Genomic DNA, 24,306 nt, shown 5'->3' with positions numbered 1-24,306 from the left:
ACTTTTACGCAGGCATCATCTTTTATTTAAGAGTTAAATTCTATTTGCAGTGAAGTTTAAAGGAAAAATACAAAAGAACATTAAAAATTTTATAACAACAGCAAATACATAACTCTTTTGTAGGTGAATTTATAAAATTGTAACAATATTGCTAAGTTTTTATAAAAAAATTAGCAACTTGGTATTTATAAGAACTTTCTTATCTAGTACTTAAAATTGGTGGTCGATGATTAACAGCAATAAACTTATTTGGCATTGCTATGAGTAATTTATAGCCAGTATATGTGCTTGAGCTTTACAGAAAATAATAAATAACTATGGCAACTTATTCAGGATTCCCCGATCCAGGAAGTACGACAGCTACGGCTTTAGATACAACATCTTCATCTTATATTGGTGGTTCTCTGATCAGCACCGCCAGCATATTTCAAAATTCTCTTAGTAGCTCTGACACCCTCGATACTTATAAATTTACTCTTAGTAGTTCCAGTATTGTTACTTTGGGCTTGGATGGCTTGAGCAGTAATGCCGATTTAAAATTGCTCAATAGTTCTGGCAGTTCTATTTATAGCTCCACTAACTCAGGTACTACTCCAGAGTCAATTCGTGGGAACATAGCGGCTGGTACTTACTATGCCCAGGTTTCGGGTACGACTACCACAAACTATAATCTCAGTCTCTCATCTGAAACCATCTTAGAAAGTAACCGCTCTGATAATTCACTTGCAACCGCATTCGATATCGGTATAATCTCCAGTTCTAACAGTTATAGCACCAGTGATTTTGTCAGTAGTATTGGTGCAGTTGTAGATAGTCAGGACTATTACAAATTTCAATTAAATAGCAACGGGAACCTCACCATTAACCTAAATGGCTTAGGGGCTAATGCCAATCTATACTTAGTTACCTCTTCTGGGACAATCGTTGGTAGTTCTGTTCAATCTGGCACTGCTTCTGAGTCTATCAGCGCCAATCTTTACCAGGGAACAGTATACTACATTCGTGTAAATCAGGCGACATCAGGTTTTACTAACTATAATTTGCAGATTTCGCTGGCTTCAGATCCAGTAGATAATGCGGGTAACACTTTAGCAACAGCTCGCAACATTAATCCATTAACTACTAACAGCTACTCAGATTTTGTTAATTCATCTGACAATAAGGATTATTACCGCTTTGATTTAACTTCTGCTGCTTTAATTAATTTCACCTTAACACCAGCAACAGGAAATGCAGATTTAGAGCTTATAGATAGTAATGGTAATAGTATTCAAAGTTCCAACGAAACAGGAACTGCTATAGACACCATTCGGCGCAGCTTGAATGCAGGTACTTATTACGCTCTTGTCACTCCTGGTACAGGGGTAGCAACAAATTATACTCTTAGTACTTCTGCTCAAGCCATAGCAGCAGATCAAGCTCCCAATTTATCATCTACAGCGAAAAATATTGGCATCTTAAATGGTTCCCAAACTTTCAACGATTTTGTGGGTAATATTGACACTTTTGATTACTACACTTTCAAGTCTAATACCAATGGTCTATTCAATCTCACCCTGAGTGGGTTGATTGACAATGCAGATGTGCAACTGTTAGATAGCAACGCTAATGTAATTAAAACATCTGCTCAATCAGGGAATACCAATGAAACTATAAACGCCAATTTGGGGGTTGGGACTTATTACGTTCGCGTTTACACCTCTGGCTCTGCCAACACTTACTACACTTTAGACTTGTCTGGATCTCCTCAAGCCAGAATGTTTGATCTCAACTCCGGTTCTGGCAGCTCCAACCCCAGCAATCTGACAGTAGCAAGTAACATTTTGTACTTTACTGCCAACGATGGTAGCACTGGCTCTCAACTATGGAAGAGTGATGGTACTGTAGCTAACACTACCCGCCTGACTAATATTAATTCTGGCAATTTTAACCCAGCTAATCTGACTGTCTTCAATAACAAGCTTTACTTCAGCGCTAATGATGGAATCAAAGGTACAGAACTTTGGGTATACGATGGCACTCAAGCCCAAATAGTTAGTGATATTAATCCTAATTCTGGCAGTTCTAACCCTAGCAATTTGACTGTTGTTGGGAACAAACTCTTCTTTACTGCTGATGATGGCACGCATGGTCAGGAATTATGGGAATATAACGGCACAACATCTGCGCTCGTTAAAGATATCTACCATGATGTCAATAGTTCCAGTCCATTAAATCTCACCAATGTCAATGGTCAGCTATTCTTCACAGCCAATAACCCCACTTATGGGACTGAGCTTTGGTCAAGTGATGGAACTCAGAACGGAACACAAATTATCGACATCAGGACAGGAACACTTAGCTCATCGCCAAACAGTCTCACTTCTATAGGCAGTACCCTCTACTTCAGTGCCAATAATGGTACGAGCGGATTTGAAGTCTGGAAGTATCAAGCTGGAGCAGCTAGTTTAGTTAAAGATGCTACACCTGGTAAGAACAATGTAGCACCAAACTATTTGACTGCTGTTGGCAACACCTTGTACTTTGTCAAATATAACGATGACTTTCAGCCAGAACTTTGGAAGAGTGACGGCACTACAAACGGTACTGCAATAGTTAAGAATGACACTACAAAAGCGCCAAATATTGGTACTGGCCCTACCGATTTGACTGCCGTTGGCAATAGCCTATACTTCGTGACTTATGACTCAGCAAGTGGTCTCGAACTCTGGAAGACAGATGGTACCGATAACAACACAGTAATAGTTAAAGATATTTGGGCTGGTAACGATTCTAAAAGCCAGCCTAATAATAGTTTTCCTACTAGTCTCGTCAATCTCAATAGCACCCTGTATTTTGCGGCTTCTGATGGTAGCAGCAGGGAAGTGTGGAGCAGCGACGGCACAGTTTCTGGTACGGGGAAATTCAGCAATATTTACACTACAGGAATTGCTGACCCTGCCAAGCTCACTGTCGTTGGTACGCAGCTGTTCTTCACTGCTACGAACGGGACGAATGGCACAGAATTGTGGGTGATTTAACAAGGAGGTGATTTGACAACAGCCATGAGTTAAAGTATAAACCAAGATTAATAAACAGTAAATTTACTGAAATTTTATTTCTTGGATATCAAGCCAAAATCAACTTTGTTGCTTAACAAGACAGTGAGATTTGCTCAAACTCAAATTAAATTCACACAGAACAATACGGAGAAATTTTTTATCATGAAGACCAAATTTTTACTAGTTCTCGCCGCTACTTCTGCATTTTTTAGCGCCTTGAGTAGTGTCATTATCGCACCCGCCAATGCTCAACTTACTACTACTGCAAGTAACGTCAATGTTACTGTCACAGTACCTGAAGTTCTCTACTTGCGGACTGTCAGTGATATTCAGTTAGACATTACACCTCAAGACTTAAATTCTTCATTAACTTCAAGTGGAGTTTATACTGAGACATCACCTTCTACTACAGCAGATTTAACTGCCAGCACACTAGATGAGTCCTCTCCATTCACCACCACTGTCACTAAATCAATACCTAAGGTGTTTGCAGTGTGGTCTAACACCCCTCGCACTGGGGTTAACGTCACCGCAACCACTACTACCGGTACTCTCAGCTCTAGTGTTACCGCTGGTGGTTTAGCAACCTTCACTAGTTCCGTCACTAGTCCAGCCTCTACTACTACTGCCCCTGGTTTAGCCGCTCCTTTCACTGGTGGCATCACTTTAGCAGTAAACTTGAGTGCAGCCAAGGCATCAGGCTCATATACTGGAGGCACTATTGCGATCACAGCTAACGCTCCCTAATTGGCATTGCTATTTGAGGGATAGCAGGTATCCGAATGTTGATACAGCAACTTCTGTGAATTAGGGCTGAGGTTCTTAAGTTATTAATATCAACAGGTTTCTCATCTACCCTTAGCCCTAGCGATACCTTACAAGACTTACACGACGGCTATTCCAATTCTGGTGTTGCTGAATCATGGGATGATTTCGCTCAATTTGAAACGAATTATCAATGGTTTCACCCGCCAATTCATCCCGCATTTATGCAACGCCCCAATTCTATTAGATTGGATTTGAACTCTGCGTCAGTAAATTTTATTCCATATCCCTTAAAAGGATGTTTGAAAAGTCCTCTTGTCGGGAGCAAACAGTTCTAGATTTCCCTAAATTCACGTCACTTGCTCTACTTGGGGAAACCTCAAGACCACAGTAGCTCCCCTTAAAAAGGGGGATTTTGATTCCGGTTCCCCTCTGAAAAAGCTACGGTGTACACACAACTCTTCTAGAGTTACCCCATAGATTTTTGATCCCCTTAACCCCCCTTAAAAAGGGAAGCAAAAACTTCTTCAAGTCTCCCAATTTATCGGGTGATTTACGAGGAGCTGCAATGATTTTGGTTTTGCATAGAGTGTGTGTAGAACGTAGCCTTTAAAAGGAGGTTTAGGAGCGATCAATAAGTGCCTAAAATTATAGTGAACCAATTTTTAAACAACCTCTAAGGATGGCGGAGATTGATGCAAGATGACCAACAGATGTAAACAGAGTGACAGCAATCTAATAATACGAAATAAGGTGCAGACTAAAATTATTAATTGCTTGTGTATTTCAAGCCTAACACTTTTAGTATTGCCACAGCTTCCTTCTTTAGGACAATCTTTCTTGAGAGTTGCTGAACCTACACAAATTAATCAGTTATCTACTCCTCAAACCCTAGTTATTCCTCCTTTATCAGCATCAGAAATTCTACCCGCAGTCAAAAGTGAGTCCGTAGGCGATGCACAAGAATTGCTGTCTCCTCCGGGTTTTAATACCTTCATCACCCGTGATTTTCCCAACTTTTGGCAAATGCGAGTGCCTACAGACCAAGTGGGTTTTCTCTATGCCACCTATGAAATGAAGGCGGAAAATGGACGCAACAATGCGGTAAGTAATGCCCAGAATTCCAATTCGGCAGTTCAAGTAGTACTAGAACCATTACCCATCACCGAAATTTCCCGCGATCAAAATAGCAATACAGCTTTAGTGCAAGGGGGATTCCAATTGAAAATGGATCTTTCAACTGCCCAGTCGGCGGGTTTATATGGTGGCAATGTGGCGGTAACGGTTAATCGCCGTTAGTTTTTTTCGTGATGTGAAAGATGAAAATGAAAAACACAATTCCAACGTTAAAAAAAATCAGCAAAATAGCTTTAAGTTTACTAGGAGCCTTGGCTCTGGGCATACCTTCTGCTTCAGCAATTAATATTGGTGTCAGCCCACCCCGATTGGAAGTCAAAATTAATAGTAGTAAGACACGCACTCAAACTATTCGCGTTCTTAACCTTGCTTCTCAACCAGTTACGCTGAAAGCCACTGTCAAATCTTGGGTAATGAATGAAGATAATAAAGCCCAAGACATTGCTTCTAATGAGCAATCTTTAGATCAGTGGATAGTTTTTACTCCCTCTCAATTTACAATTCCACCCGGAGGCGCTCAAACCATACGCTTTGCTATTCGTCCTAAAGTTCAACCCCAACCAGGTGAACACCGTGCTGTACTTTATCTCCAAGAGGTTTCCCCAGTTTCCCCGATCAAATCATCTCAAGGAGTGAGGGTAAATGCACGGCTAGGGGTAGTAATTTATGGTTATGTGGGAGAGATTAAAAAAATTGGTGTCCTCAATTCTATTACTGTTGATGCCAAACCGAATGCTCTAAAGGCTGTATTTGATATTACTAATAAAGGTAATGCTTATGTACGCCTAAGTGGTCAATATGCCATTTGGCCTGCTGCTCAATATCCAGGTAGTGAAGTTACAAAACCCATAGCTAATACAGGTAAACCGGGAGAAAAGTTACCAAAATCTGTATTAGATGTAGGCTCATTACCATCATCACCAGTATTACCTAATAATACTCGTGAACTCCAGCTACCTATCACTAAAACTCTACCCCCTGGAAACTACATCTTGGATATCAACGGGGAATTGAGTGGTGTACCAATTGATAAAGGTATTCCATTCACAGTGACAGCAGCTAATAATAACCAGTCGCAAAATAAGCCATCTGCGAGTAATTTTAGAAATCCTCTTCGTCGTCAATAGATTTTGTAGATTCCAAAGCTCAAAATCTCAAAATAAATTAATTGTGACTTTTTCTAGAAATGATTTGGTAGCTGAAAACTTTTTTGAGCTACCTATAGGAACTTTTGTGCTTACTTATGCTCTACCAAAATCCAACACCTCCCCCAACAGTTGCGATAAGCGAAGCTCCGTCAAAGGCGATCGCACAGCCGAAAAACTTATCTTCTGCAAAGTTAATAGACGCCAATACTAGGAAGCCAAACAAGATAATTGCAGCAGCGATCGCCCCACCAGAAACCCTACCTGTTGAATTTTCTTCATATAAAACACCAGAAACCTCTGTAAATCAGCAACTTATTAAAAAGCTAATTGCCCAAACCACAAAAAACTCAGCTTTTGGTGAGTTACCCACAACGTCAACAGACCCAGTAGTAGAAAATTATCCTCTATCCAATAATCTTGCCGAAAAGAAGACTGGAGAGGCACAAACTTTATTATTGGGAATAATTATTAATGAGAAAGAAGCTGGTAATTTAGATGTGATACAGCAGGGCAATACGTTATTAATCCCATTGCTGGATTTTGCTAAAATTGCTGGCTTTACTGTTGATACTTCTGGTGAAAATACAAAACTTCAAACACCTGCTGGTCAAGTTACACTGACATCGAATGAACTTCAGAAAATCAATGGTATTACTTATATTAGTAATACTGTTTTGCAATCTAAATTAGCCACAAATATTGAGTTAAAAGCCTCAGATGCAGCTTTGATAGTTGATTTGCCTTGGCGAAGAAATAATGGGCAATATAGCACTCAGGCTGCTGATCTCCAACCTGAAGCTTTACCTCCTAGCAGCGGGATATCAAATTTAAGGCAAGAATTAAATTTTACTAATACTTTTGGTAATTCAGGCTGGCATAGTTCTACTCTTTTTGGAGGACGTTTAGCTGGCGGCTCGTGGCGTATACGTCTCGAGAACGATTTTATTAACCAGCCGGAGATTGCTGAATACTTTTTCTTTAAACGCTCAAATCAATTTATCTATCAGATTGGTCGTCAACAAATCGGTTTACATCCCTTATTGTCACATATTGATCTGACTGGATTCCAAGTTGGTCATACCAATCTCCCCTTAAATAGATTTAATGCAGACTATGGTGCAACTGAACTTTTATCTAGACAATCCCAACCTGTACAAAGCTTTAACGGTCGAGTTGCTCCAGCAAGTTTTGTACAGTTAAGAGTTGGCGGAGTTATAGTTGCTCAACAGCAAGTAGGATTGAGCGGACAATATGAATTTTTAGATGTTAATTTACCTGCTGGTCAAACCAATGAGATTGAATTGTTGGTTTTTAACCGGAATAACCTAACTATACCTACAGAAATTCGTTCTTTAAGATTGAGAGCCTCTGATTTATTATTACCATCTGGCGGAAGCACCCAATTAGCAGGTTTTGGTTTCAGTGGTAACTATATCCAGAGAAGTTTATTTGATGATTTTGTTAACGCTGACTCAGGTAAGCTTGCTGGATTTTTCCAAGCTCGTCAGGGAATTTCCAATGACTTGACTTTGGAAGGTTCAGTGCAAGCACTTTCTGATAGAACACAAACACAAGCAGGTTTTATTTGGCGGTTAATAAATCCAGCAATTATAGCTGCTAGTGTTGGCACTTCTAATGGTGAATTTGGCTATACAGCTAATTTAGATTTCCAGTTAGATCGCTTACAAATTTTCGGAAATTCTGAATTATATCCTGCTGGTTATTTATATAGTACTCAATTGCGCGATCGCTATAATCATAGTTTAGAAGCTAAGTATACTTTTAGTAATACTTTTACTCTAGGAGTCGTAGCCCGTAATCGGCAATATGAGAAGAGTTCAAGTAGTTACATTTTGCCCAGTTTTTCATTCAGTCCGTTTTCTAACTTATCTTTAAGAGGTGCGCCTGATTTTGCTGGACGTTATTTATTTAACGCTTTTTATCGACCAACACAGAATAGCAGTCTGGCTTTGAGCGCTGTCGATGATATCTATACAACAGACTTTAGCTATAATCTCAATAGAGAATATTTACTATCATTGGGGACTGAATCTGGCGGTGATTTTGCTACTCGTTACACTGTAACCCTCAATCGTAATGCCAGTAACTTCTCAGACTTAAGTTGGCGCATCGGACTAGGGTATAGAGATGGAGATATTGGCCCAGTGGTTGGTGCTAGTATGCGTGTGTTACCAGGTTTGTTCGCTAGAGTCGAATATCAGGGCATCCCTTCTAGAATTAAAAATGTTTTTGGTGGTATTGGTGACGATCGCCTGTTTATCTCATTAGTATCAGATTTATCTTTTGCAGGTGGGAGAATGACTCCTTCGGAGTATACCTCTATTGGTAAGGATAAAGGTGCGATCGCTGGACGAATTGTCATAGAAGGAGCAAATAAAGGTTTTAATTTAAGTGAGTCTACGATCCAAGTGATCAATAAACAAGGTCAAAGCGTTGGTGGAACTGTAACTGACTCTCAAGGTAATTTCTTCGTTGGTAATTTGCCAGAAGGTGTATATGTAGTTCAATTTGACCCACAAGGATTACCTGTAGAACTTTCTGTGAAGAAAAGTACGATAGTCGCTAAGGTGGAAAGCTCTGCTGTGACTAAGTTAGATTTCCCTGTCAGAGTAGAATACGGTTTAGCAGGAAGAATTACAGATGCCGCAGGTAAGCCAATACCAGGAATAGAGGTAGAAGTTATCAATGCTGAGGGTAAAAGAATTTCTTCATCTGAAAGTGACGAATTTGGTCTTTATCGTCTAGATGCAGTTCCGCTTGGTAAGTACACATTGCGAATCCCGCCTCAAGATGGCATCACAAATAATAGTAACTTGCCCACACGGGATATCACCATTGACAAAGATTTCCTCTACGACCAAAATCTACAATTGCCGTTTGCCACAACCAAGGAAACTAAGGACAAATGAAGTTCCTTTTTCCGACTCCGGGAAAAGCTGCTTCGCCTCTATGCACCATTTAACTTACTATGTTTATTGTCCCCCAGTTAAATGGGCTAATTCTGCCTGCCTTTAGGTCATTATGGCAAAATCCAAAAAAAGCGCCAATCCCATCAATTTAAACGATCCACAATATTATCTTAACCGAGAGTTAAGCTGGCTAGAATTTAATGCCAGGGTATTACATGAAGCCTGTGACGATCGCACGCCCCTTCTAGAACGCCTCAAGTTTTTGGGAATATTCAACTCTAATTTGGATGAGTTTTTCATGGTGCGCGTTGCTGGTTTAAAGCAACAAGTAGAGGCGAAAGTCAGCCTGTTAACTCCCGATGGTCGGACACCACAACAACAGCTAGACGATATTCGGTCTACCCTCACTCCTCATGTAAAGAAACAGCATCAACATTTTGAGCAAGTACTTCGTCCTCTATTAGTAAATCACGGCATCCATATCGTGGATTACATAGATTTGAATCAAAAACAACGGACTCATCTCAACAGTTATTTTGAGGAACAAGTCTTTCCAGTTTTGACTCCCCTGGCTGTTGATCCTAGTCATCCTTTTCCTTTTATTTCTAATCTCAGCCTGAATCTAGCTGTTGTAGTCAAAAACCCAGACACCGAAGAAGAATTCTTTGCCAGAGTTAAAGTCCCCAGTGTTCTCCCCCGATTTTTAACAATACCGCCAGAGTTGGGAGATCAAAATAACGATAAACCTGTCCACTGGACTGGTGTACCTTTAGAACAAGCGATCGCTCATAACTTGGAATCTCTATTTCCAGGAATGAATATTCAAGAATATCATCCGTTCCGCATTACCCGTGATGCCGATTTGATCTTAGAAGAAGATGAAGCAGATGATTTGTTGTTAGCTATCGAACAAGAATTGCGAAAACGCCGCTTGGGTGGAAGTCCAGTCCGGCTAGAAATTCAATCGCAGACTCCTGAAATAGTGCGATCGCGATTATTGCATGATTTGGAATTAACAGAAAGCGATCTCTACGAAGTAGACGGTCTTTTGGGACTGCGGGATTTGATGTATTTTATGTCCTTGCCATTGCCAGAACTCAAAGATCCACCACGCCAATCTGTTGTACCATTACGCTTGCAAAGACTCAGGGAACCAACTTTAGACCGAGATACGTTGGAGACTGACGAAGGAAAAGACTTTTTTGCTGTGATTCGGGAAAAGGATTTGCTAGTACACCATCCCTATCAATCCTTTTCGGCTACAGTGGTGCGCTTTATTACCCATGCGGCCTACGATCCGAATGTCTTAGCTATCAAGATGACCCTTTATCGGACTTCTGGCGACTCGCCCATCGTCAACGCCTTAATTGCCGCCGCCGAAAATGGCAAGCAGATATCCGTACTGGTAGAATTAAAGGCGCGATTTGATGAGGAGAATAATATTTACTGGGCAAAACGACTAGAAAGAGTGGGGGTTCATGTTGTCTATGGTTTAGTGGGGCTGAAAACCCACAGTAAAACCGTCATGGTAGTACGGCGGGAAAAAGACCGGATACGCCGATATGTGCATATTGGCACAGGTAACTATAACCCCAAAACGGCACGACTGTATACAGATTTGGGATTGTTCAGTTGCCGTGAAGAATTAGGTGCTGACATCACAGATTTATTTAATTTCTTGACAGGCTACTCACGACAAAAGTCTTATCGAGAATTGTTGGTTGCACCTGTGAATATGCGCGATCGCTTTTTGGCACTAATTCGCCGCGAAATCGAAAATGTTCAAAATGGATTTTCTGGACGCATTGTCGCCAAAATGAATTCTCTAGTCGATCCAGAAATTATCGCCACTTTATATGAAGCTTCCCGCGCCGGAGTGCAAATCGACTTAATTATCAGGGGCGTTTGCTGTTTGCGTCCAGGACTCAAAGACATTAGTGAAAATATTCATATAATCAGCATTGTCGGCCGCTTTTTAGAACACTCTCGGATTTTTTATTTTCATAACAATACACAAGAGGAAATCTATATCGGCAGTGCTGACTGGATGCGCCGCAACCTAGATCGCCGAGTAGAAGTAATTACCCCAGTAAAAGACCCAGATATTGCCAAAGATTTGCAAGAAATTATGGGAATTATGCTCGCAGATAATCGCCAAGCTTGGGAATTACAAGGCGATGGCAGTTACATTCAACGCCGTCCATACAATGATTCTCCCGAAGCTAATTCACAAAAAATTCTCATGAATATGGCATTACGCTCAACTGGTGTAGCCTCAAAGCTGATTGATTAAAAAATAAGTTACTTCTACCTTGACAACTAGCTCAACTTAGTTTTTTATAAAACTTGACTTTTTTGAGAAGTTATCTAAGTTTTTTGTCATGGGTTAAGACAAGTTATTCAACCATAGGATAGAGTTAGTGCTGGCATTTGTTCCCATAGACTAGAGAGGTTCTTCTGAAATAATTTCGTCTTTTCTCTCAATGTTAATGTTATCCTGTGATCTTTCTACCTTGCGTGTTCTAGTAGTTGATGACCACGAACTGACTCGTTTAACCTTACAATTAATTTTTTCTTGCCAGGAAAATATTCAAGTAGTAGGTTTAGCCAGCAATGGTGAAGAAGCTATAGAAATGGTTAAACGTTGCCATCCTAATGTAATTGTTTTAGATTTACAAATGCCAGTCATGGATGGCTGGAGTGCGTCTAGTCACATTAAAGCTATATCGCCGAACAGCCAGATCCTTGCTTACTCCTCAGTGGAAGACGTAAATTTTCAGGGGACAAAGGCAATGTCTAACTTTGATAACGTTTGCAAGAAAGATGTACCTACAAGCGAACTTATTGCCTTAGTTAGGCAGTTAGGTCAAGGTGCAGGAGATCGTTCAGTTGTAGGATAAATGATACAGCTATGTTGCTTCGTCAACTCAGACTTAGTTAAATTCTGACGATTTGAAGACAATGATACTACTGAGTAACGTCGGTATAACCTGAAGTTGACGGTTAAACCGACGCAATTTTTGATAATTTCTACTCTACCGGAATGGTGCGTCTAAATTCATCAATTAATTCATCCAGTTCTTCCAAAGCCTGATTTACGTCAACTCTCAAAGTTCCCAAATTTGGTTGCTCTAGTAGCCCTAACAGGTACTCGCGTTTGCTTTGAACTGCGCCAATTCGTTGTTTTATAGTCTGTAAATCCATTTTTTTTCCTAATCTTTAACTACCTTTAAATTTAAAGTTAACTCAAAATCCAATATTCTGGGGCAATAATACGCCCTTACTAGTCTACTACACGAACTTTGTGGGTTAGAAATCCGTTTCCTTGCGTCTACGGAAATTCTTGTATAAAGAAGGCAGAACCTCTTGACTTCTTACGGTGTCAGTCTTTAGCTAGCAATTTTGAGTTGGTTGAATATTACCGTCTAGAAACGATGTTCTTCCCTAATTAGTTATTCATAGCCGATGATAATAAAACTGAGGTATTCAGACTTTATACTAATTTAAGCTCATGCTACGCCAAATTTCTTTAGGAACACTCGGTTTAACTATCGGCGGTATATTAACCATCATGGGTTTCGTCGCCTATGGTGCTAATAATGCCACATTAAATCTTGTCGGATTTTTTTACGGAATTCCTCTATTGTTGGGAGGATTGGCGCTGAAAGCTAATGAACTCAAGCCAGTACCCTTTACCCAAACTACGTCACCGTCAGCATTGATATTGCGCCAACAGCAAGCAACTGATACTCAAAATAAAATTCGCAAAGATATTACCCGATATTGTTACGGTCAAGATGCTCATCTAGATACAACACTTTCTTTTCTGGGTTTGAGTCCCTCAGACCAGGAACGACCAACAGTAACAGGTTTGCGAGAAACAGAAGTTAATGGCGGCTATGCCCTAGTTTTAGAATTTGATTCACCGCTAATACCAATTGATGTCTGGCAAAAAAAGCAGGAAAAAATGACCAACTATTTTGGCCCTGGATTGGAGGTTGAAATAACGCAGCCATCTGAAGATAAAATTGAGCTAGCACTGATCAATACTCAAAAAGAGTCATTAGTCAGTAGTCAATAGTCAATAACATAAGCTTCCGTGCGATTTTGCGTTTTTCCTGTGAGCGATCGCACTTGTGAGAGGCTGGGCAAAAAATAAAGGGATACCTGTAATAACAAGCACTCCAACAACGGAAGATGAAAAAAGCACAACTAATTTTCATCTATCTATAGGAATGTTTTTGCTCTAGCTAGGAAATTCCGTCAAGTAGCATCGGAATGTTTATGTCGTAAGAATAAGGGACTTCCAACAAATAAATTACCCAATCTTGTGGAGTGGGCCGAAAAGCCCGCCCTTGTATATAGGCGGGCTTTTCGGCCTACCCCACAACAAGTAGTTGAATATTTTTTTATTTGCAAGTCCCTAAGTGAGTGCAGCTTAGGTAATAAAAATGGTGCGTTAGCGCTTTGCGCTAACGCACCCGACTTTTGAGCAGAGTTGAAGCTTTAATTACGAATTAGTAATTATTTTTGAATGGTACTTAGTAGCTTAACTCAACTGTTCAAACTTAAATTTCCCTTTAATAAACTTGTTAAAGTATTGACCTTTAGACGGTGCATTGTCTAAGTCTTCCTTAATACTGGGAGGTACTTTGAAATACTCATAAACACTTCCACTATCAAATTCAATAGTTAGTGTTTGAGTTTTTGGCTCATAGGTAAATTCCTTAATAACGCTGCCTTCGGGCTTGAGTAGCGGGAAGGCGATCGCATCCCGAATACTGGCACAATCAGTTAATAACATTACTAAGCGATCAATCCCAATCCCTAAACCACCCGTAGGCGGCATACCGTATTCTAAAGCTGTCAAAAAGTCTTCATCTACACCTTGCGCTTCTAAGTCGCCAGCAGCTTTTCTTTCAGCTTGAGCTTCTAAGCGTTCTCTTTGATCGATAGGATCGGTAAGTTCTGAGAAGCTGTTCCCAGTTTCTCGCCCGACAATAAATAACTCAAATCTTTCCACCAAACCAGGTTGAGAACGGTGCGGTTTTGCTAAAGGCGAAATTTCTACTGGGTAATCAATTACAAAGGTAGGTTGAATTAAATTAGCTTCTACCTTCTCTTCAAAAGCTAAATTCAATAACTTTCCAATTGATTTGGCTTCATCTACAGCAGGAATACTAGCATTTTTACTTGCTGTTTTTGCTTCTTCCAATGTTTGGAAAGAATTGAAATCCAAGCCTGTAAATTCTTTAACTAAATCGTGCATTGTCACTCGCCGCCAAGGTGGTGTTAAATCTATAGATTCCCCTTGGTAGGTAATTTGCAATGTGCCGAGTACATCTTGGGCGACAGTGGTAATAATTCCTTCTGTCAGCGCCATCATATCGTTGTAATCGGCGTAGGCTTGGTAAATTTCAATTGTCGTAAATTCGGGATTGTGTCGAGTTGAAATTCCCTCATTACGGAAAACCCGCCCCAATTCGAACACCTTTTCAAAACCACCCACAATCAACCGCTTGAGATGAAGTTCTGTAGCAATTCGCAGATACAACTCCATTTCTAAAGTGTTGTGGTAAGTGATAAATGGACGCGCATCTGCACCCCCAGTTTCACTTTGCAAAACAGGCGTTTCAATTTCCAGAAAATTTCGTTCTTCTAAATAGCGACGAATACCGGCAGTAATTTGGGCGCGACGGCGGAAAGTTTGCCGTACTTGGGGGTTAACAATCAAGTCAACGTAGCGCTGACGGTAGCGCTTGGCAACATCCGTTAATCCATGCCACTTGTCGGGTAGCGGCAACAGGGATTTAGTCAGGATAGTATATTGTTTAACGTAGACAGATAACTCGCCCTTTTCAGTCCGTTTAATAGTACCTTTGGCTCCCAGGATGTCGCCTGCATCTGTGAGTTGTTTTAAATGATTGAAGGCATCAGCATCAATATCTGCCATGCTTTCTTGGATGCGATTTTTATCCAAATAAAGCTGAATTGTGCCAGTTTCATCTTGCAAAGTGAAGAAAGCCAGTTTACCAAAAACGCGACGCGCCATAATGCGTCCAGCGATCGCAACTTCTAAATCAACTTCTTCACCACTGGCTAAATCGGCAAACTGTTCTTGCAACTGCGCTGCATGATGGGTAGATTCCCAACGATAGGCGTAGGGATTAGTCCCTAGCTGCTTGAGTTGTTCTACTTTCTCCAGCCTTGCGGCCCGGATATCTTCTTCCGACATGGTAACGAACTTTCAGGGGGCAAGATTAATTATAGATGCTGCAATTGAGAGTAAGAGATATTTGTACTTTGCAGTTGATAGTAAGCTGAAAAACATTTAAATTGCATAATCAAATTAAATCAAACTCTTGTGGGGTGGGCCGAAAAGCCCGCCATAACTATGGAAGTTAAATGTGGAACAGCTTATCGCCAAACCAAATACAATGATACTCTCCCAAATCTGGGAGAGGGAGTTTGAAATTCTGGCTCCCCGAATCCCAGATTTGGGATTCGGGGTTGGGGGATGAGGGCAAATCCTTTTCATCATGGAATAACTATAGGTTTCAAGATAGACGTGGTTTAGTAATGAGATACCTACAAAAAAAGTGCGATCGCTTGATCGCATTTTATCCAAAAGGCTGTCATAGAAAATATGATTTATATCTTCTATGACAACGATTCAATAATCTAATGTACAAGTCAAACCTTTATTTATGGTCTATTGTTAGCAAATGCCTAGACGAAATAGCCTTCATTTTCAAGTTAGTAAATTGCATGATCGCCTTTACAAAATCTTGCTGTTCTGGTTGCAAATGCAGTTTTAGTTTTTCTAGGGCTTGATTGATATTATTACCAGCCCGGAGATTGTGATTAAGTTGGGTACGTTGTGATGTGTTTAAGACTGCCTCAATTTCCCTGTTTCTTCTCTGACGCACAGCCTGGAGTTCTTGGCGTTGTAAGGGAGTCAGATTAATCTCCGACGAGGTGGAGTAGCTTGCAGTTTTGGTAGTTTGGGCGGAAATAACACCATAAGTAGTATGGACTTTAACGGGTGCAGCTAAGGCAATTCCCGGCATGGAAAGGACAAGAGCTAGAATAACAGCGAACACAGAAAGCCGTTTTGTCAAGTGAATTGCCATATTCAGAAATGCCTACATCTAATTTAATGCTGAGATATAGTTAAGCAATTTTCAAGCCTTAATTTTGAATCTTGAATTTATCCACCCGTAAGAGGATGATAGTTCAGCTAGAAAATATTATCCGCTTTAAGGGAATCCAAAAAACTAGAATGGCAAACTTAACTGAATTATTTTTGCTAAAATAGAGACTCAAATTCAAGCTTTTACAAAATTATCACTTTATTGCTCATTTCTGTTAATCTGTACTCAGGACTCCAAACTACTCAGACCTTTTCATTCTGTCGATTTCCCGTTGTAATTCTTCAATTTGGCGGCGTAAAGTTTCTGTTTCATTTGCAGAAGATTCTGCTGCAACATTTACTGATCCTGAAGCAGGCGATCGCTGATAATTTCCTCGGCGAATTTGCTCGTATTCTTCGGATACTGCCCACGCCCGTAAGTAATGCAAGCGTTCCACTGGGAAAGGATGGCTCAACATCATACCCTGACCGCCATTGTAGATCAAGAATTTATATATCTGATTCAGTCCATCTTCATCGAGTGCCTGATAATTTTCTGACTGCTTGATAAACTCTTGTAAACTACATTCATTGGCATATTTGTTACTACCGCCAGAGAGTTTCATCATCGTTGACATGACGGGATTTAAGTCATCCATAACTAGTAGTGCGGCGCGATCTGAGGATAACTCAGCTTTCCGCCGCCACTCAAAAAAGGCGTAAATCAAACCTTGTGTGACAATATTACCGATGCCGAAGGTTAATTCTCCCAAGGCGGAAGCAGCACTCATTGCCCACATCGCCATTTGAATTAAAATAGTATGACCACATTTAATATGCCCCAGTTCATGGGCTAGCACCGCCCGAATTTCGGCTTCGTCGAGTAACTCTAGTATCCCTGTATTTATGACTATGTAAGGATTCTCTTGCCCCAGCGCATAGCTATTTGCTTGGGGATTTTGCGAGACAAACAGTGTCGGTTCTGGGTAAATGTCCAAATCTCGGACGCATTCCCGAAATATCTGGTAAATAGTGGAATATTGACGCGGCCCGACTTGGATGGTGTTACCCATTAGATAGACTAACTGAGGGCGTTCGTAGATAAATTCCACAAATTTACGAGCGATTAAATCAAATCCTGGTAAATTTCGTAAAGCTTGCTCGGCTTGGCGATCTAGTGGATGCCTAAAGGCTTCGCTGGAAATTCCTGTGTAAGTTGGCATAATTCAGGGTATTTAGGTGCTTGGTTATTGGTGATTAGTTATTGGTCATTGGTCATTAGTTTTGGATCAATGGCAAAGGACAAACGACAAATGACTAATGACAAGATAATAGAAATGGGGCTTTGTTCGTAAAAGTCACTTTGTATGGAATTAAAAGCGTGTGATTGAGGCAGAAGTTCATTTTTCACTACATAACTTTTTGCGATCGCAAGCGGGGTTCCCTTCCTGGCCCCATCATTTGACGATGGCACGGTTGGTAGCACGCGCCTTACGATTGGGACGTAGCGCCCTAATTCAAGTAGGGGCGGTTTGTGGCTATCAAGGGCGATATCGTACTAGTTTCGTAGCATCAGCCCTGATGTGGCATGGCCCTGTAATTATTGTTGCTCAAGAAGCCGTGCAGCAACTTCTGTTGCGGGTGGAAATTCCCCGTCTACAGCAGTGGCTACCAGCCAACAAAGCGATTAGGACAGGTGATGCTTGGCCTAGTGGCCAGTTCCAAGGGCTACTGTTGACCTCTCCAGAAGCTTGGTTAAAAGGACAATTTGCTGGTGGCTCATGCTTTCCCCAAGGCATCCCTACAATTATTGATGGAGTAGATGATCTAGAAGATTGGGTGCGCGATCAACTTACGCAAGATATTCAACCCCATGATTGGGAGCAACTCATGCTGGCTTGCCCAAATCAAGCTGAGGCAATTCGTGAAGCCCGGATACAACTTACACACGAACTTTTTCAGCATCCTGTCAATCCATATCAGTGCTACCTAATTTCCCAGCCAGAAATAGAAATTTTAAGCCGTCTCTATTTAGCTTTAGATCAAGCCAACCTCCCAGATAATTGGAAAAATTTCTGGCAACAATTTCAAACCCTTAATGAAAATCTTTCCTCCCCTGCCCCCCCTGCCTCCCCTGCCCCCCCTGCCCCCCCTGCCCTCTTCTGGGCGACTATTGCCCATCGACAAGGTTTATTTTCTTTGCACTATGCGCCAATGGAATTAGGGCAAATCCTCTCACCCTTATGGCAGCGACAACCAGTAGTTTTAATTGGCAGCGCCATAGAACCAGAAACTGAGGCTCCTCTTTTCCGACAGCGCCTTGGTTTGGACGATTTAACTTGCCTGAAGTTCTCTTCGGAGAGACAAGCCGAAGCAATTCAACTATATGTACCTTATAAATTGCCCTTACCCAACACGCCAGAATTTCAAGCGGCATTTATTCACAAAGTCCGCACACTGGTTTGTCTAAGTGCTACAGCACCAGGATTGACGGTTGTCTTGGTGGGGGATGTACCACTCAAGGCTCAAGTGGCGACAATTTTGGCTTCAGAATTTGGTTCGCGGGTGCAAGTAGAAAAAACTTGTTTAGATGAAAATGGTATTTTGATTAGCGGTTGGGAATTTTGGCGAGAACATCAGCGAGTCTTGCCAGCACCCCATTTGTTAATTATTGCTACTTTACCTTTACCATCTTTAGAAAATCCGCTAGTAGCTGGTAGGGTAGCTCGTTATAAGCGATCGCATCAAGATTGGTTCCGTTTATATTTGTTACCAGCAGCTTTGAATGAATTACAAAGAGCGATCGCTCCAGTCCGAGAAAGTCAAGGTATTGTTGCTTTACTTGATAGTCGTGTAGTTAATCGCAGCTACGGCGCTCAAATTCTCGCCGCTTTAAGTCCTCTGGCCCGCATTAACTATCTCGACCCCAGTCTGTTTTCTAATACCGATGAAGAAAATTCTGCTTAAAGTTCAGTTACCAATGCCCAATTTACATTTTGTCAACCAAAGCGCGATCGTCTAAAAGCAAGTACTATTATCAGTTTATTGCCTCTCTGTAGCTATGATTCCTGGCAAGATAAATTTAGATAGAACCTAAGTAAAAATTTGAGTTGCTGATTATGGGTGAAGCAAAGCGTCGTAAAACCACACTAGGGGAAACATACGGTCAAGAAACTCGCATCTTGCCTTGGCTTCCCATCACAAAAAAGCAAGCCGAATTATTTGTCAGTTGGACAAGTCGTGGTGCTTGGATAGGCATTGGCCTTATGGTTGTAGCATGGGCAACTATCCGTTTTATCGGCCCCGCCTTCGGTTGGTGGCAAGTAGTCTACTAAATGCTGCCGTAGAACCGCGTTATAGGGGTTTAGCGAAACGGGCGGTTAGAAACCGCGTCTACACAAACAAAACCCACCTCCGTGGGTTTCAAACCCTTAATTTGACCTTAGGAACTTGAAAGGGCTAGTCCTAAATTGGAATTTTCCCGCAGCTTTGGTCAGTATATGCTCTACGTCTTGAGTCTCTCTTTGTAGTATATAAAGAAGCACTTTTGACCTGAGATTATGCCATCCTCTAAAAAATCCCTTACCTACCCATCCAGCCATACAAGCAATCAAGTAGATAACTACCACAGTACTTTAGTCGCAGATCCTTACCGTTGGTTAGAAAATCCTGACTCTGAAGAAACAAGGGCTTGGATTGAGGCACAAAATCAAGTTACTTTTGGCTACTTGAGTGAAATTCCTACCAGGGAAAAAATTAAACAGCGCCTCACCAAACTTTGGGATTATGAAAAATATGGCATCCCTTTTAAAGAAGGTGAGCGCTACTTTTATTTCAAAAATGACGGACTGCAAAACCAAAGTGTCCTCTACACTCTGAAAACCCTCGACGACGAACCCAAAGTTTTACTCGACCCTAATAAACTTTCAGAAGATGGCACTGTTGCTCTTTCAGGATTGTCTATTAGCGAGGATGGTAAACTTTTAGCATACGGTCTATCCGTCTCTGGTTCTGATTGGCAAGAATGGAAGGTACGGAATGTCGAAACTGGTGAAGACCTCCAAGACCACCTGAAGTGGATTAAATTTTCTGGCGCATCGTGGACACATGATAATCAAGGTTTCTTTTACAGTCGCTACGATGAGCCAAATGAAAAAAGTCAATTAGAAGATGTTAACTATTATCAAAAGCTCTACTATCATCAACTAGGTAAACCCCAATCAGAAGATGCACTAATTTATCATCGTCCTGACCAAAAGGAATGGGGTTTTAGTGGCGGTGTTACTGAAGATGGACGCTATTTAATAATTTCAATTTGGTTAGGTACTGACTCCAAAAATTTAGTCTTTTTTAAAGATTTGACTAACCCTAATGCTGAAGTCGTAGAACTAATTAACCAATTTGAGGCAGATTACAGCTTTATCGATAATGATGATAGCGTGTTTTATTTCCGCACGGATTTAAATGCACCACGAGGAAGAGTGATTGCTATTGAAACCAAAAACTCTGCACCAGAAAATTGGCGAGAAATCATTTCCCAATCAGCAGAAACGTTGGAAAGTTTAGGCATCCTCAATAACCAATTTGTTGCTGATTACCTCAAAGATGCTCACAGCCAAATTAAAATATTTGACCTTAAAGGTGGGTTTATTCGTGAGGTAGAATTACCTGGACTCGGTTCAGCCGGCGGTTTTGGAGGGAAGCGTCATGATACCGAAACTTTTTATACTTATACCAGTTTTACCACACCAGGAACTATCTATCGCTACGATATGGTAACTGGTAAAAGTACCATTTTCCGCCAGCCACAGGTAGATTTTAGTCCTAATGATTACGAGACTAAACAAGTCTTTTATCATAGCAAAGATGGTACTAAAATACCAATGTTTATCACTTATAAAAAGGGCATAAATCTAGATGGAAATAACCCAACTTATCTCTATGCCTATGGTGGTTTTAATGCCTCAATGACACCTGGTTTTTCTGTGAGTCTTTTGGTGTGGATGGAGATGGGTGGTGTCTATGCTATGCCTAATATCCGCGGCGGTGGAGAATACGGCGAAGAATGGCATCAAGCAGGAATGAAGGATAAAAAGCAGAATGTTTTTGATGACTTTATTGGCGCTGCTGAGTGGTTGATTGCGAATAAGTATAGTAAGACTGAGAAGCTAGCGATCGCAGGTGGTAGTAACGGCGGTTTATTAGTGGGTGCTTGTATAACGCAACGTCCCGATTTGTTTGGTGCAGCTTTACCAGCAGTCGGCGTCATGGATATGTTGCGGTTCCACAAATTTACCATCGGCTGGGCTTGGACTTCTGAATATGGTTCAGCAGATAATCCAGAAGAGTTTCCAGCGCTGTATGCTTATTCGCCACTACACAACATTAAACCAGATACAGCTTACCCAGCAACCTTAATTACCACAGCCGATCATGACGATCGCGTTGTCCCTGCTCATAGTTTCAAATTTGCCGCAGCTTTGCAAGCAAATCACGCAGGTGATGCGCCAACGCTAATTAGAATTGAGACTAAAGCAGGACATGGTGCGGGTAAACCCACGGCTAAGATTATCGAAGAAGCCGCAGATAAATGGGCTTTTTTGGTGCGTACTTTGAATGTTGAAGTTTAGGGGTTAATTTATTTGTAGGGTGCGTTAATGCAGTGTAACGCACCGCATTATTTCAGAAGTGGAAACTACAGTTAAGTAAGTGGGCGCAAATAATCATCACTGGCTCGTAGTTGCGCTAAAGCGCAAGAGGGCGCAACTACGAGCCAAATATAGAGATTTTACTTTTCGTTACATAGTTTGGTTTTATCTTGCCTACCTACTTATATGATTCCCTGAAATTCTCCCCACATTGCAGTCATAGGTCTTAAAAGTCAAACTTCTCTATACTGTTATATTTCTCCTATTTCTCGGAGATAAGCAGGTCGGGGCATGAGTTGCCTAACCAGTGCAGCATCAACTGTCCAAAACTCCCCAGACACACTCTCGGCGCAAGCAAGAAAGGCGGCATCATAAAGGGTAGATAATCCGTATTTATCGGCAATTTTCCAGGTTATTGCTCTAATTGCCTCTTCTTCAATGTAATCAATAGGCAGTTCACAGAAGTCTTCAAAAAAACCTTGCGCTTCCTGTGTTGTAATTACTCCCAGGCGGGTTTTCTTTCTTAGCACAGATCCTATTTCTGCCCACGCAAAAGCCGGAGCCACTAACCGTATACTCAGACTTAAAGCTTCTGCTACTAGTTTTCTAGACTGGGGTTGATAAACTTCTGGTACAAGATAGGGAATCCAAACACTGGTATCTAAACACAAAACTCTAGTCACGTCGCCCTTCGTCCTCTCTGAGGCTGCGAATCAAATCTGTAGAGGCTGGTTGTATCCCCGTTTTAGCTTTAACGGTTTCACTGCGATCAATTATCCGTTGATGGGCTGACCATCCCCGGCGGCGGCTTACCTCACGTTCCAAAGCCTCAACCACTAAATCATTCAAGGATTCATTACCCTCTTTAATCTTCTTAGCTTTGACAAGTAAATCAGCCGGAAACCGAATTGTTAGAGCTTCGCGTTCCATAGCCATAAGTGCAGCCAAATATTGATACCATTTATTATAACCGTTTTATGGTGTAGTCTCTAATCATTTCACCTGTTGCCTTGAGTTCAATCGCCTGCTAATACCACTCACCCAACATATTTAGTATTGATTGCTTCATCAATTTGATAAATGCGATCGCTTCCACTTCTGGGTAAGTAAGTGGGCGAAAATAATCATCACTGGCTCGTAGTTGCGCTAAAGCGCAAGAGGGCGCAACTACGAGCCAAATACAGAGATTTTGCTTTTCGTTACATAGTTTGGTTTTATCTTGTCTAGCTACTTAAGGTGTATCCCAAATATGCACCAATAGTTGTATTTCCATGCTGATTTAAATTGGAGAGATGACATAGCATTAAATAATTATATAAAAGCGATCGCTCGTAAAAATGACAAGTTGGAAAGTTTGTTGTAATAAGCCATTAATCAAAATATGTTATCACTTAGATACCAAATTAAAAGGCAATCAGTTTAAGCAGTAAGGGTGGAGAGAAACAATTCTTTATTTCCACCTTACTCCTTTTCTTCATCTGAGCAAGAAGTTTAATTTTTTTTATCCCTCTTGTGCTTAAAACGCAACAGCTTGGGCTGTCCCCTTGAGAAGGATTGTTGTATAATTTTGTTGCTGCCCCTGGTTGAATTGAGGAATCACAGAAAAGCGGTTTTTTGTGGTAATTCCTTTAGTTTCAACTTTTGCTTCGTTGTTATTTCCAAGGTTTATACGAGGTATGAGCAAGGTAAATGTGGTGTTACCAGTATCTACTGTCTTTTTAATAGTCACAGTCACTAGCGTACCAATTTCCGTATCTACAGTACGGATTTCATCTCCCCCAAAGTTTAATGTCTGTTTCTGCTCTTGATAGTTGAAAAAGGGCTTACCAGTAATGCTTGATGTTGAGTAATTAATGCTAACTTTATTGCCATTTGAATTATACCCTGTGAAATTATACAAGTTTGGTGTTCTTGCGACTTGGGCATGAGATTGCAATACAGGTATTGCGGCTAAGGTTATACCTAATGTCAATGATGTAATTAAGTTTCTTGTTTGCATATTTCAAAAAGTTATTACTAGTTTAATAATCGTGCCAATTTTAGATTTAAGATTAATAAATTATTTCGGTTCATGCCTTAAGCCTTGTGGACAAAACAAATCCAAAAGACGCTCGCGGACTGGCTCTAAGCAAAGCTATAGCGCAGGGTTTACACTGCGGTATCGGCAATCCAAAATCCAAAATCCAAAATCCAAAATTGTTTGACGAATATATCTACCCTGATGGGATGACAAGGAATGAAACCAATTTTAAAAGTGGATATTCCGGAAAAGTTTTCAAATGAAATACATCGCAATCGTTGTTAACATACTTGTAACTATTTGTAATGGTGCATAAAGTCACATCTGTCTTGAAAATAGAGAATAAGTGGCAAGGAATAAGAAAAGCTATTTTTATACTTTTAGTGTAAGTTATTACTCGTAGATATCTGGCAAATAGGTAAACTTTAAAACCGACCATTACGGCGGCATGGCGGAAATAAAGCTACCATTAAAAATGGTAAAAA

Annotated in this window: 19 protein-coding genes; 11 read left to right on the top strand and 8 right to left on the bottom strand. The window is 40.8% G+C overall.

Annotated features, from left to right (window positions below; genetic code table 11):
* Positions 1-317: 317 nt before the first annotated feature.
* On the top strand, positions 318-3,020 hold the full coding sequence (locus V7K32_RS24720; protein ID WP_334996906.1) for an ELWxxDGT repeat protein: 2,703 nt from the start codon (positions 318-320) through the stop codon (positions 3,018-3,020).
* A 183-nt stretch (positions 3,021-3,203) separates the two neighbouring features.
* A complete protein-coding gene (locus tag V7K32_RS24715) occupies positions 3,204-3,788 on the top strand; it encodes a hypothetical protein (RefSeq protein WP_334996905.1) in 585 nt (194 codons plus the stop codon).
* Between the two features lie 117 nt (positions 3,789-3,905).
* On the opposite strand, the gene V7K32_RS24710 is transcribed toward V7K32_RS24715, so the two are convergent.
* Complete coding sequence (locus V7K32_RS24710; RefSeq protein WP_334996903.1) at positions 3,906-4,028, bottom strand: hypothetical protein; 123 nt, start codon at positions 4,026-4,028, stop codon at positions 3,906-3,908.
* 531 nt (positions 4,029-4,559) lie between these two features.
* On the opposite strand from V7K32_RS24710, the gene V7K32_RS24705 reads away from it, so the two are divergent.
* The 5 genes from V7K32_RS24705 to V7K32_RS24685 all read left to right on the top strand — a co-directional run bounded on the left by V7K32_RS24705 (position 4,560) and on the right by V7K32_RS24685 (position 11,921).
* The gene (locus V7K32_RS24705; protein WP_334996900.1) at positions 4,560-5,105 is read left to right on the top strand and encodes a hypothetical protein; all 546 of its coding nucleotides are present in this window, start codon (positions 4,560-4,562) and stop codon (positions 5,103-5,105) included.
* Between the two features lie 26 nt (positions 5,106-5,131).
* On the top strand, positions 5,132-6,070 hold the full coding sequence (locus V7K32_RS24700; protein WP_334996899.1) for a fimbrial biogenesis chaperone: 939 nt from the start codon (positions 5,132-5,134) through the stop codon (positions 6,068-6,070).
* 116 nt (positions 6,071-6,186) lie between these two features.
* Complete coding sequence (locus V7K32_RS24695; RefSeq protein ID WP_334996898.1) at positions 6,187-9,021, top strand: carboxypeptidase regulatory-like domain-containing protein; 2,835 nt, start codon at positions 6,187-6,189, stop codon at positions 9,019-9,021.
* A 112-nt stretch (positions 9,022-9,133) separates the two neighbouring features.
* Complete coding sequence (gene ppk1, locus V7K32_RS24690) at positions 9,134-11,314, top strand: polyphosphate kinase 1 (RefSeq protein ID WP_334996896.1); 2,181 nt, start codon at positions 9,134-9,136, stop codon at positions 11,312-11,314.
* 190 nt (positions 11,315-11,504) lie between these two features.
* Entirely contained in the window at positions 11,505-11,921 is a 417-nt protein-coding gene (locus V7K32_RS24685) for a response regulator (RefSeq protein ID WP_334996894.1), read from the top strand.
* Positions 11,922-12,051: 130 nt separating this feature from the next.
* Here V7K32_RS24685 and V7K32_RS24680 read toward each other — a convergent pair whose 3' ends face one another.
* The gene (locus V7K32_RS24680) at positions 12,052-12,225 is read right to left on the bottom strand and encodes a hypothetical protein (protein WP_334879022.1); all 174 of its coding nucleotides are present in this window, start codon (positions 12,223-12,225) and stop codon (positions 12,052-12,054) included.
* A gap of 307 nt (positions 12,226-12,532) precedes the next feature.
* Between V7K32_RS24680 and V7K32_RS24675 the strand changes: the two genes are divergently transcribed.
* On the top strand, positions 12,533-13,102 hold the full coding sequence (locus V7K32_RS24675) for a DUF2854 domain-containing protein (protein ID WP_334996893.1): 570 nt from the start codon (positions 12,533-12,535) through the stop codon (positions 13,100-13,102).
* A 468-nt stretch (positions 13,103-13,570) separates the two neighbouring features.
* On the opposite strand, the gene lysS is transcribed toward V7K32_RS24675, so the two are convergent.
* The 3 genes from lysS to V7K32_RS24660 all read right to left on the bottom strand — a co-directional run bounded on the left by lysS (position 13,571) and on the right by V7K32_RS24660 (position 17,376).
* A complete protein-coding gene (lysS, locus tag V7K32_RS24670) occupies positions 13,571-15,256 on the bottom strand; it encodes a lysine--tRNA ligase (protein ID WP_334996891.1) in 1,686 nt (561 codons plus the stop codon).
* A 466-nt stretch (positions 15,257-15,722) separates the two neighbouring features.
* Complete coding sequence (locus V7K32_RS24665) at positions 15,723-16,154, bottom strand: hypothetical protein (protein WP_334996889.1); 432 nt, start codon at positions 16,152-16,154, stop codon at positions 15,723-15,725.
* 259 nt (positions 16,155-16,413) lie between these two features.
* Positions 16,414-17,376 carry a M48 family metallopeptidase gene (locus V7K32_RS24660; protein ID WP_334996888.1) on the bottom strand — a complete coding sequence of 321 codons (963 nt, stop codon included), beginning with the start codon at positions 17,374-17,376 and terminating at the stop codon, positions 16,414-16,416.
* Between the two features lie 160 nt (positions 17,377-17,536).
* Here V7K32_RS24660 and V7K32_RS24655 point away from each other — a divergent pair, with 160 nt between their 5' ends.
* The 3 genes from V7K32_RS24655 to V7K32_RS24645 all read left to right on the top strand — a co-directional run bounded on the left by V7K32_RS24655 (position 17,537) and on the right by V7K32_RS24645 (position 21,783).
* Positions 17,537-19,120 carry an ATP-dependent DNA helicase gene (locus V7K32_RS24655; protein WP_334996887.1) on the top strand — a complete coding sequence of 528 codons (1,584 nt, stop codon included), beginning with the start codon at positions 17,537-17,539 and terminating at the stop codon, positions 19,118-19,120.
* A gap of 152 nt (positions 19,121-19,272) precedes the next feature.
* Entirely contained in the window at positions 19,273-19,488 is a 216-nt protein-coding gene (locus tag V7K32_RS24650; protein WP_229482725.1) for a DUF2839 domain-containing protein, read from the top strand.
* A 225-nt stretch (positions 19,489-19,713) separates the two neighbouring features.
* Complete coding sequence (locus V7K32_RS24645; RefSeq protein ID WP_334996883.1) at positions 19,714-21,783, top strand: prolyl oligopeptidase family serine peptidase; 2,070 nt, start codon at positions 19,714-19,716, stop codon at positions 21,781-21,783.
* 269 nt (positions 21,784-22,052) lie between these two features.
* On the opposite strand, the gene V7K32_RS24640 is transcribed toward V7K32_RS24645, so the two are convergent.
* From V7K32_RS24640 to V7K32_RS24630, 3 genes are all read right to left on the bottom strand, one after another.
* Complete coding sequence (locus tag V7K32_RS24640; RefSeq protein WP_334996881.1) at positions 22,053-22,484, bottom strand: type II toxin-antitoxin system VapC family toxin; 432 nt, start codon at positions 22,482-22,484, stop codon at positions 22,053-22,055.
* Positions 22,477-22,731 carry a YlcI/YnfO family protein gene (locus V7K32_RS24635; protein ID WP_334996879.1) on the bottom strand — a complete coding sequence of 85 codons (255 nt, stop codon included), beginning with the start codon at positions 22,729-22,731 and terminating at the stop codon, positions 22,477-22,479. Before V7K32_RS24635 ends, V7K32_RS24640 begins: the two co-directional genes overlap by 8 nt.
* Positions 22,732-23,317: 586 nt before the next feature.
* Positions 23,318-23,800 (bottom strand): hypothetical protein, encoded by a 483-nt coding sequence (locus V7K32_RS24630; protein WP_334996877.1) that lies wholly within the window; start codon positions 23,798-23,800, stop codon positions 23,318-23,320.
* Positions 23,801-24,306 lie beyond the last annotated feature (506 nt).

Origin of the sequence: Nostoc sp. (assembly GCF_036917635.1) — a bacterium.
Lineage (GTDB): Bacteria > Cyanobacteriota > Cyanobacteriia > Cyanobacteriales > Nostocaceae > Nostoc.
The sequence above is the reverse complement of the archived record's forward strand: the minus strand, read 5'-3'. Positions and strand labels throughout refer to the sequence as shown.

Excerpts from the sequence above, each read along its gene's own strand:
- lysS (WP_334996891.1), bottom strand. The coding sequence starts at position 15,256 with ATGTCGGAAGAAGATATCCGGGCCGCAAGGCTGGAGAAAGTAGAACAA.
- ppk1 (WP_334996896.1), top strand. The coding sequence starts at position 9,134 with ATGGCAAAATCCAAAAAAAGCGCCAATCCCATCAATTTAAACGATCCA.
- V7K32_RS24710 (WP_334996903.1), bottom strand. The coding sequence starts at position 4,028 with ATGCGGGATGAATTGGCGGGTGAAACCATTGATAATTCGTTTCAAATT.
- V7K32_RS24660 (WP_334996888.1), bottom strand. The coding sequence starts at position 17,376 with ATGCCAACTTACACAGGAATTTCCAGCGAAGCCTTTAGGCATCCACTA.
- V7K32_RS24635 (WP_334996879.1), bottom strand. The coding sequence starts at position 22,731 with ATGGAACGCGAAGCTCTAACAATTCGGTTTCCGGCTGATTTACTTGTC.
- V7K32_RS24700 (WP_334996899.1), top strand. The coding sequence starts at position 5,132 with ATGAAAAACACAATTCCAACGTTAAAAAAAATCAGCAAAATAGCTTTA.
- V7K32_RS24675 (WP_334996893.1), top strand. The coding sequence starts at position 12,533 with ATGCTACGCCAAATTTCTTTAGGAACACTCGGTTTAACTATCGGCGGT.
- V7K32_RS24665 (WP_334996889.1), bottom strand. The coding sequence starts at position 16,154 with ATGGCAATTCACTTGACAAAACGGCTTTCTGTGTTCGCTGTTATTCTA.
- V7K32_RS24695 (WP_334996898.1), top strand. The coding sequence starts at position 6,187 with ATGCTCTACCAAAATCCAACACCTCCCCCAACAGTTGCGATAAGCGAA.
- V7K32_RS24650 (WP_229482725.1), top strand. The coding sequence starts at position 19,273 with ATGGGTGAAGCAAAGCGTCGTAAAACCACACTAGGGGAAACATACGGT.
- V7K32_RS24645 (WP_334996883.1), top strand. The coding sequence starts at position 19,714 with ATGCCATCCTCTAAAAAATCCCTTACCTACCCATCCAGCCATACAAGC.
- V7K32_RS24715 (WP_334996905.1), top strand. The coding sequence starts at position 3,204 with ATGAAGACCAAATTTTTACTAGTTCTCGCCGCTACTTCTGCATTTTTT.
- V7K32_RS24630 (WP_334996877.1), bottom strand. The coding sequence starts at position 23,800 with ATGCAAACAAGAAACTTAATTACATCATTGACATTAGGTATAACCTTA.
- V7K32_RS24720 (WP_334996906.1), top strand. The coding sequence starts at position 318 with ATGGCAACTTATTCAGGATTCCCCGATCCAGGAAGTACGACAGCTACG.
- V7K32_RS24685 (WP_334996894.1), top strand. The coding sequence starts at position 11,505 with ATGTTAATGTTATCCTGTGATCTTTCTACCTTGCGTGTTCTAGTAGTT.
- V7K32_RS24680 (WP_334879022.1), bottom strand. The coding sequence starts at position 12,225 with ATGGATTTACAGACTATAAAACAACGAATTGGCGCAGTTCAAAGCAAA.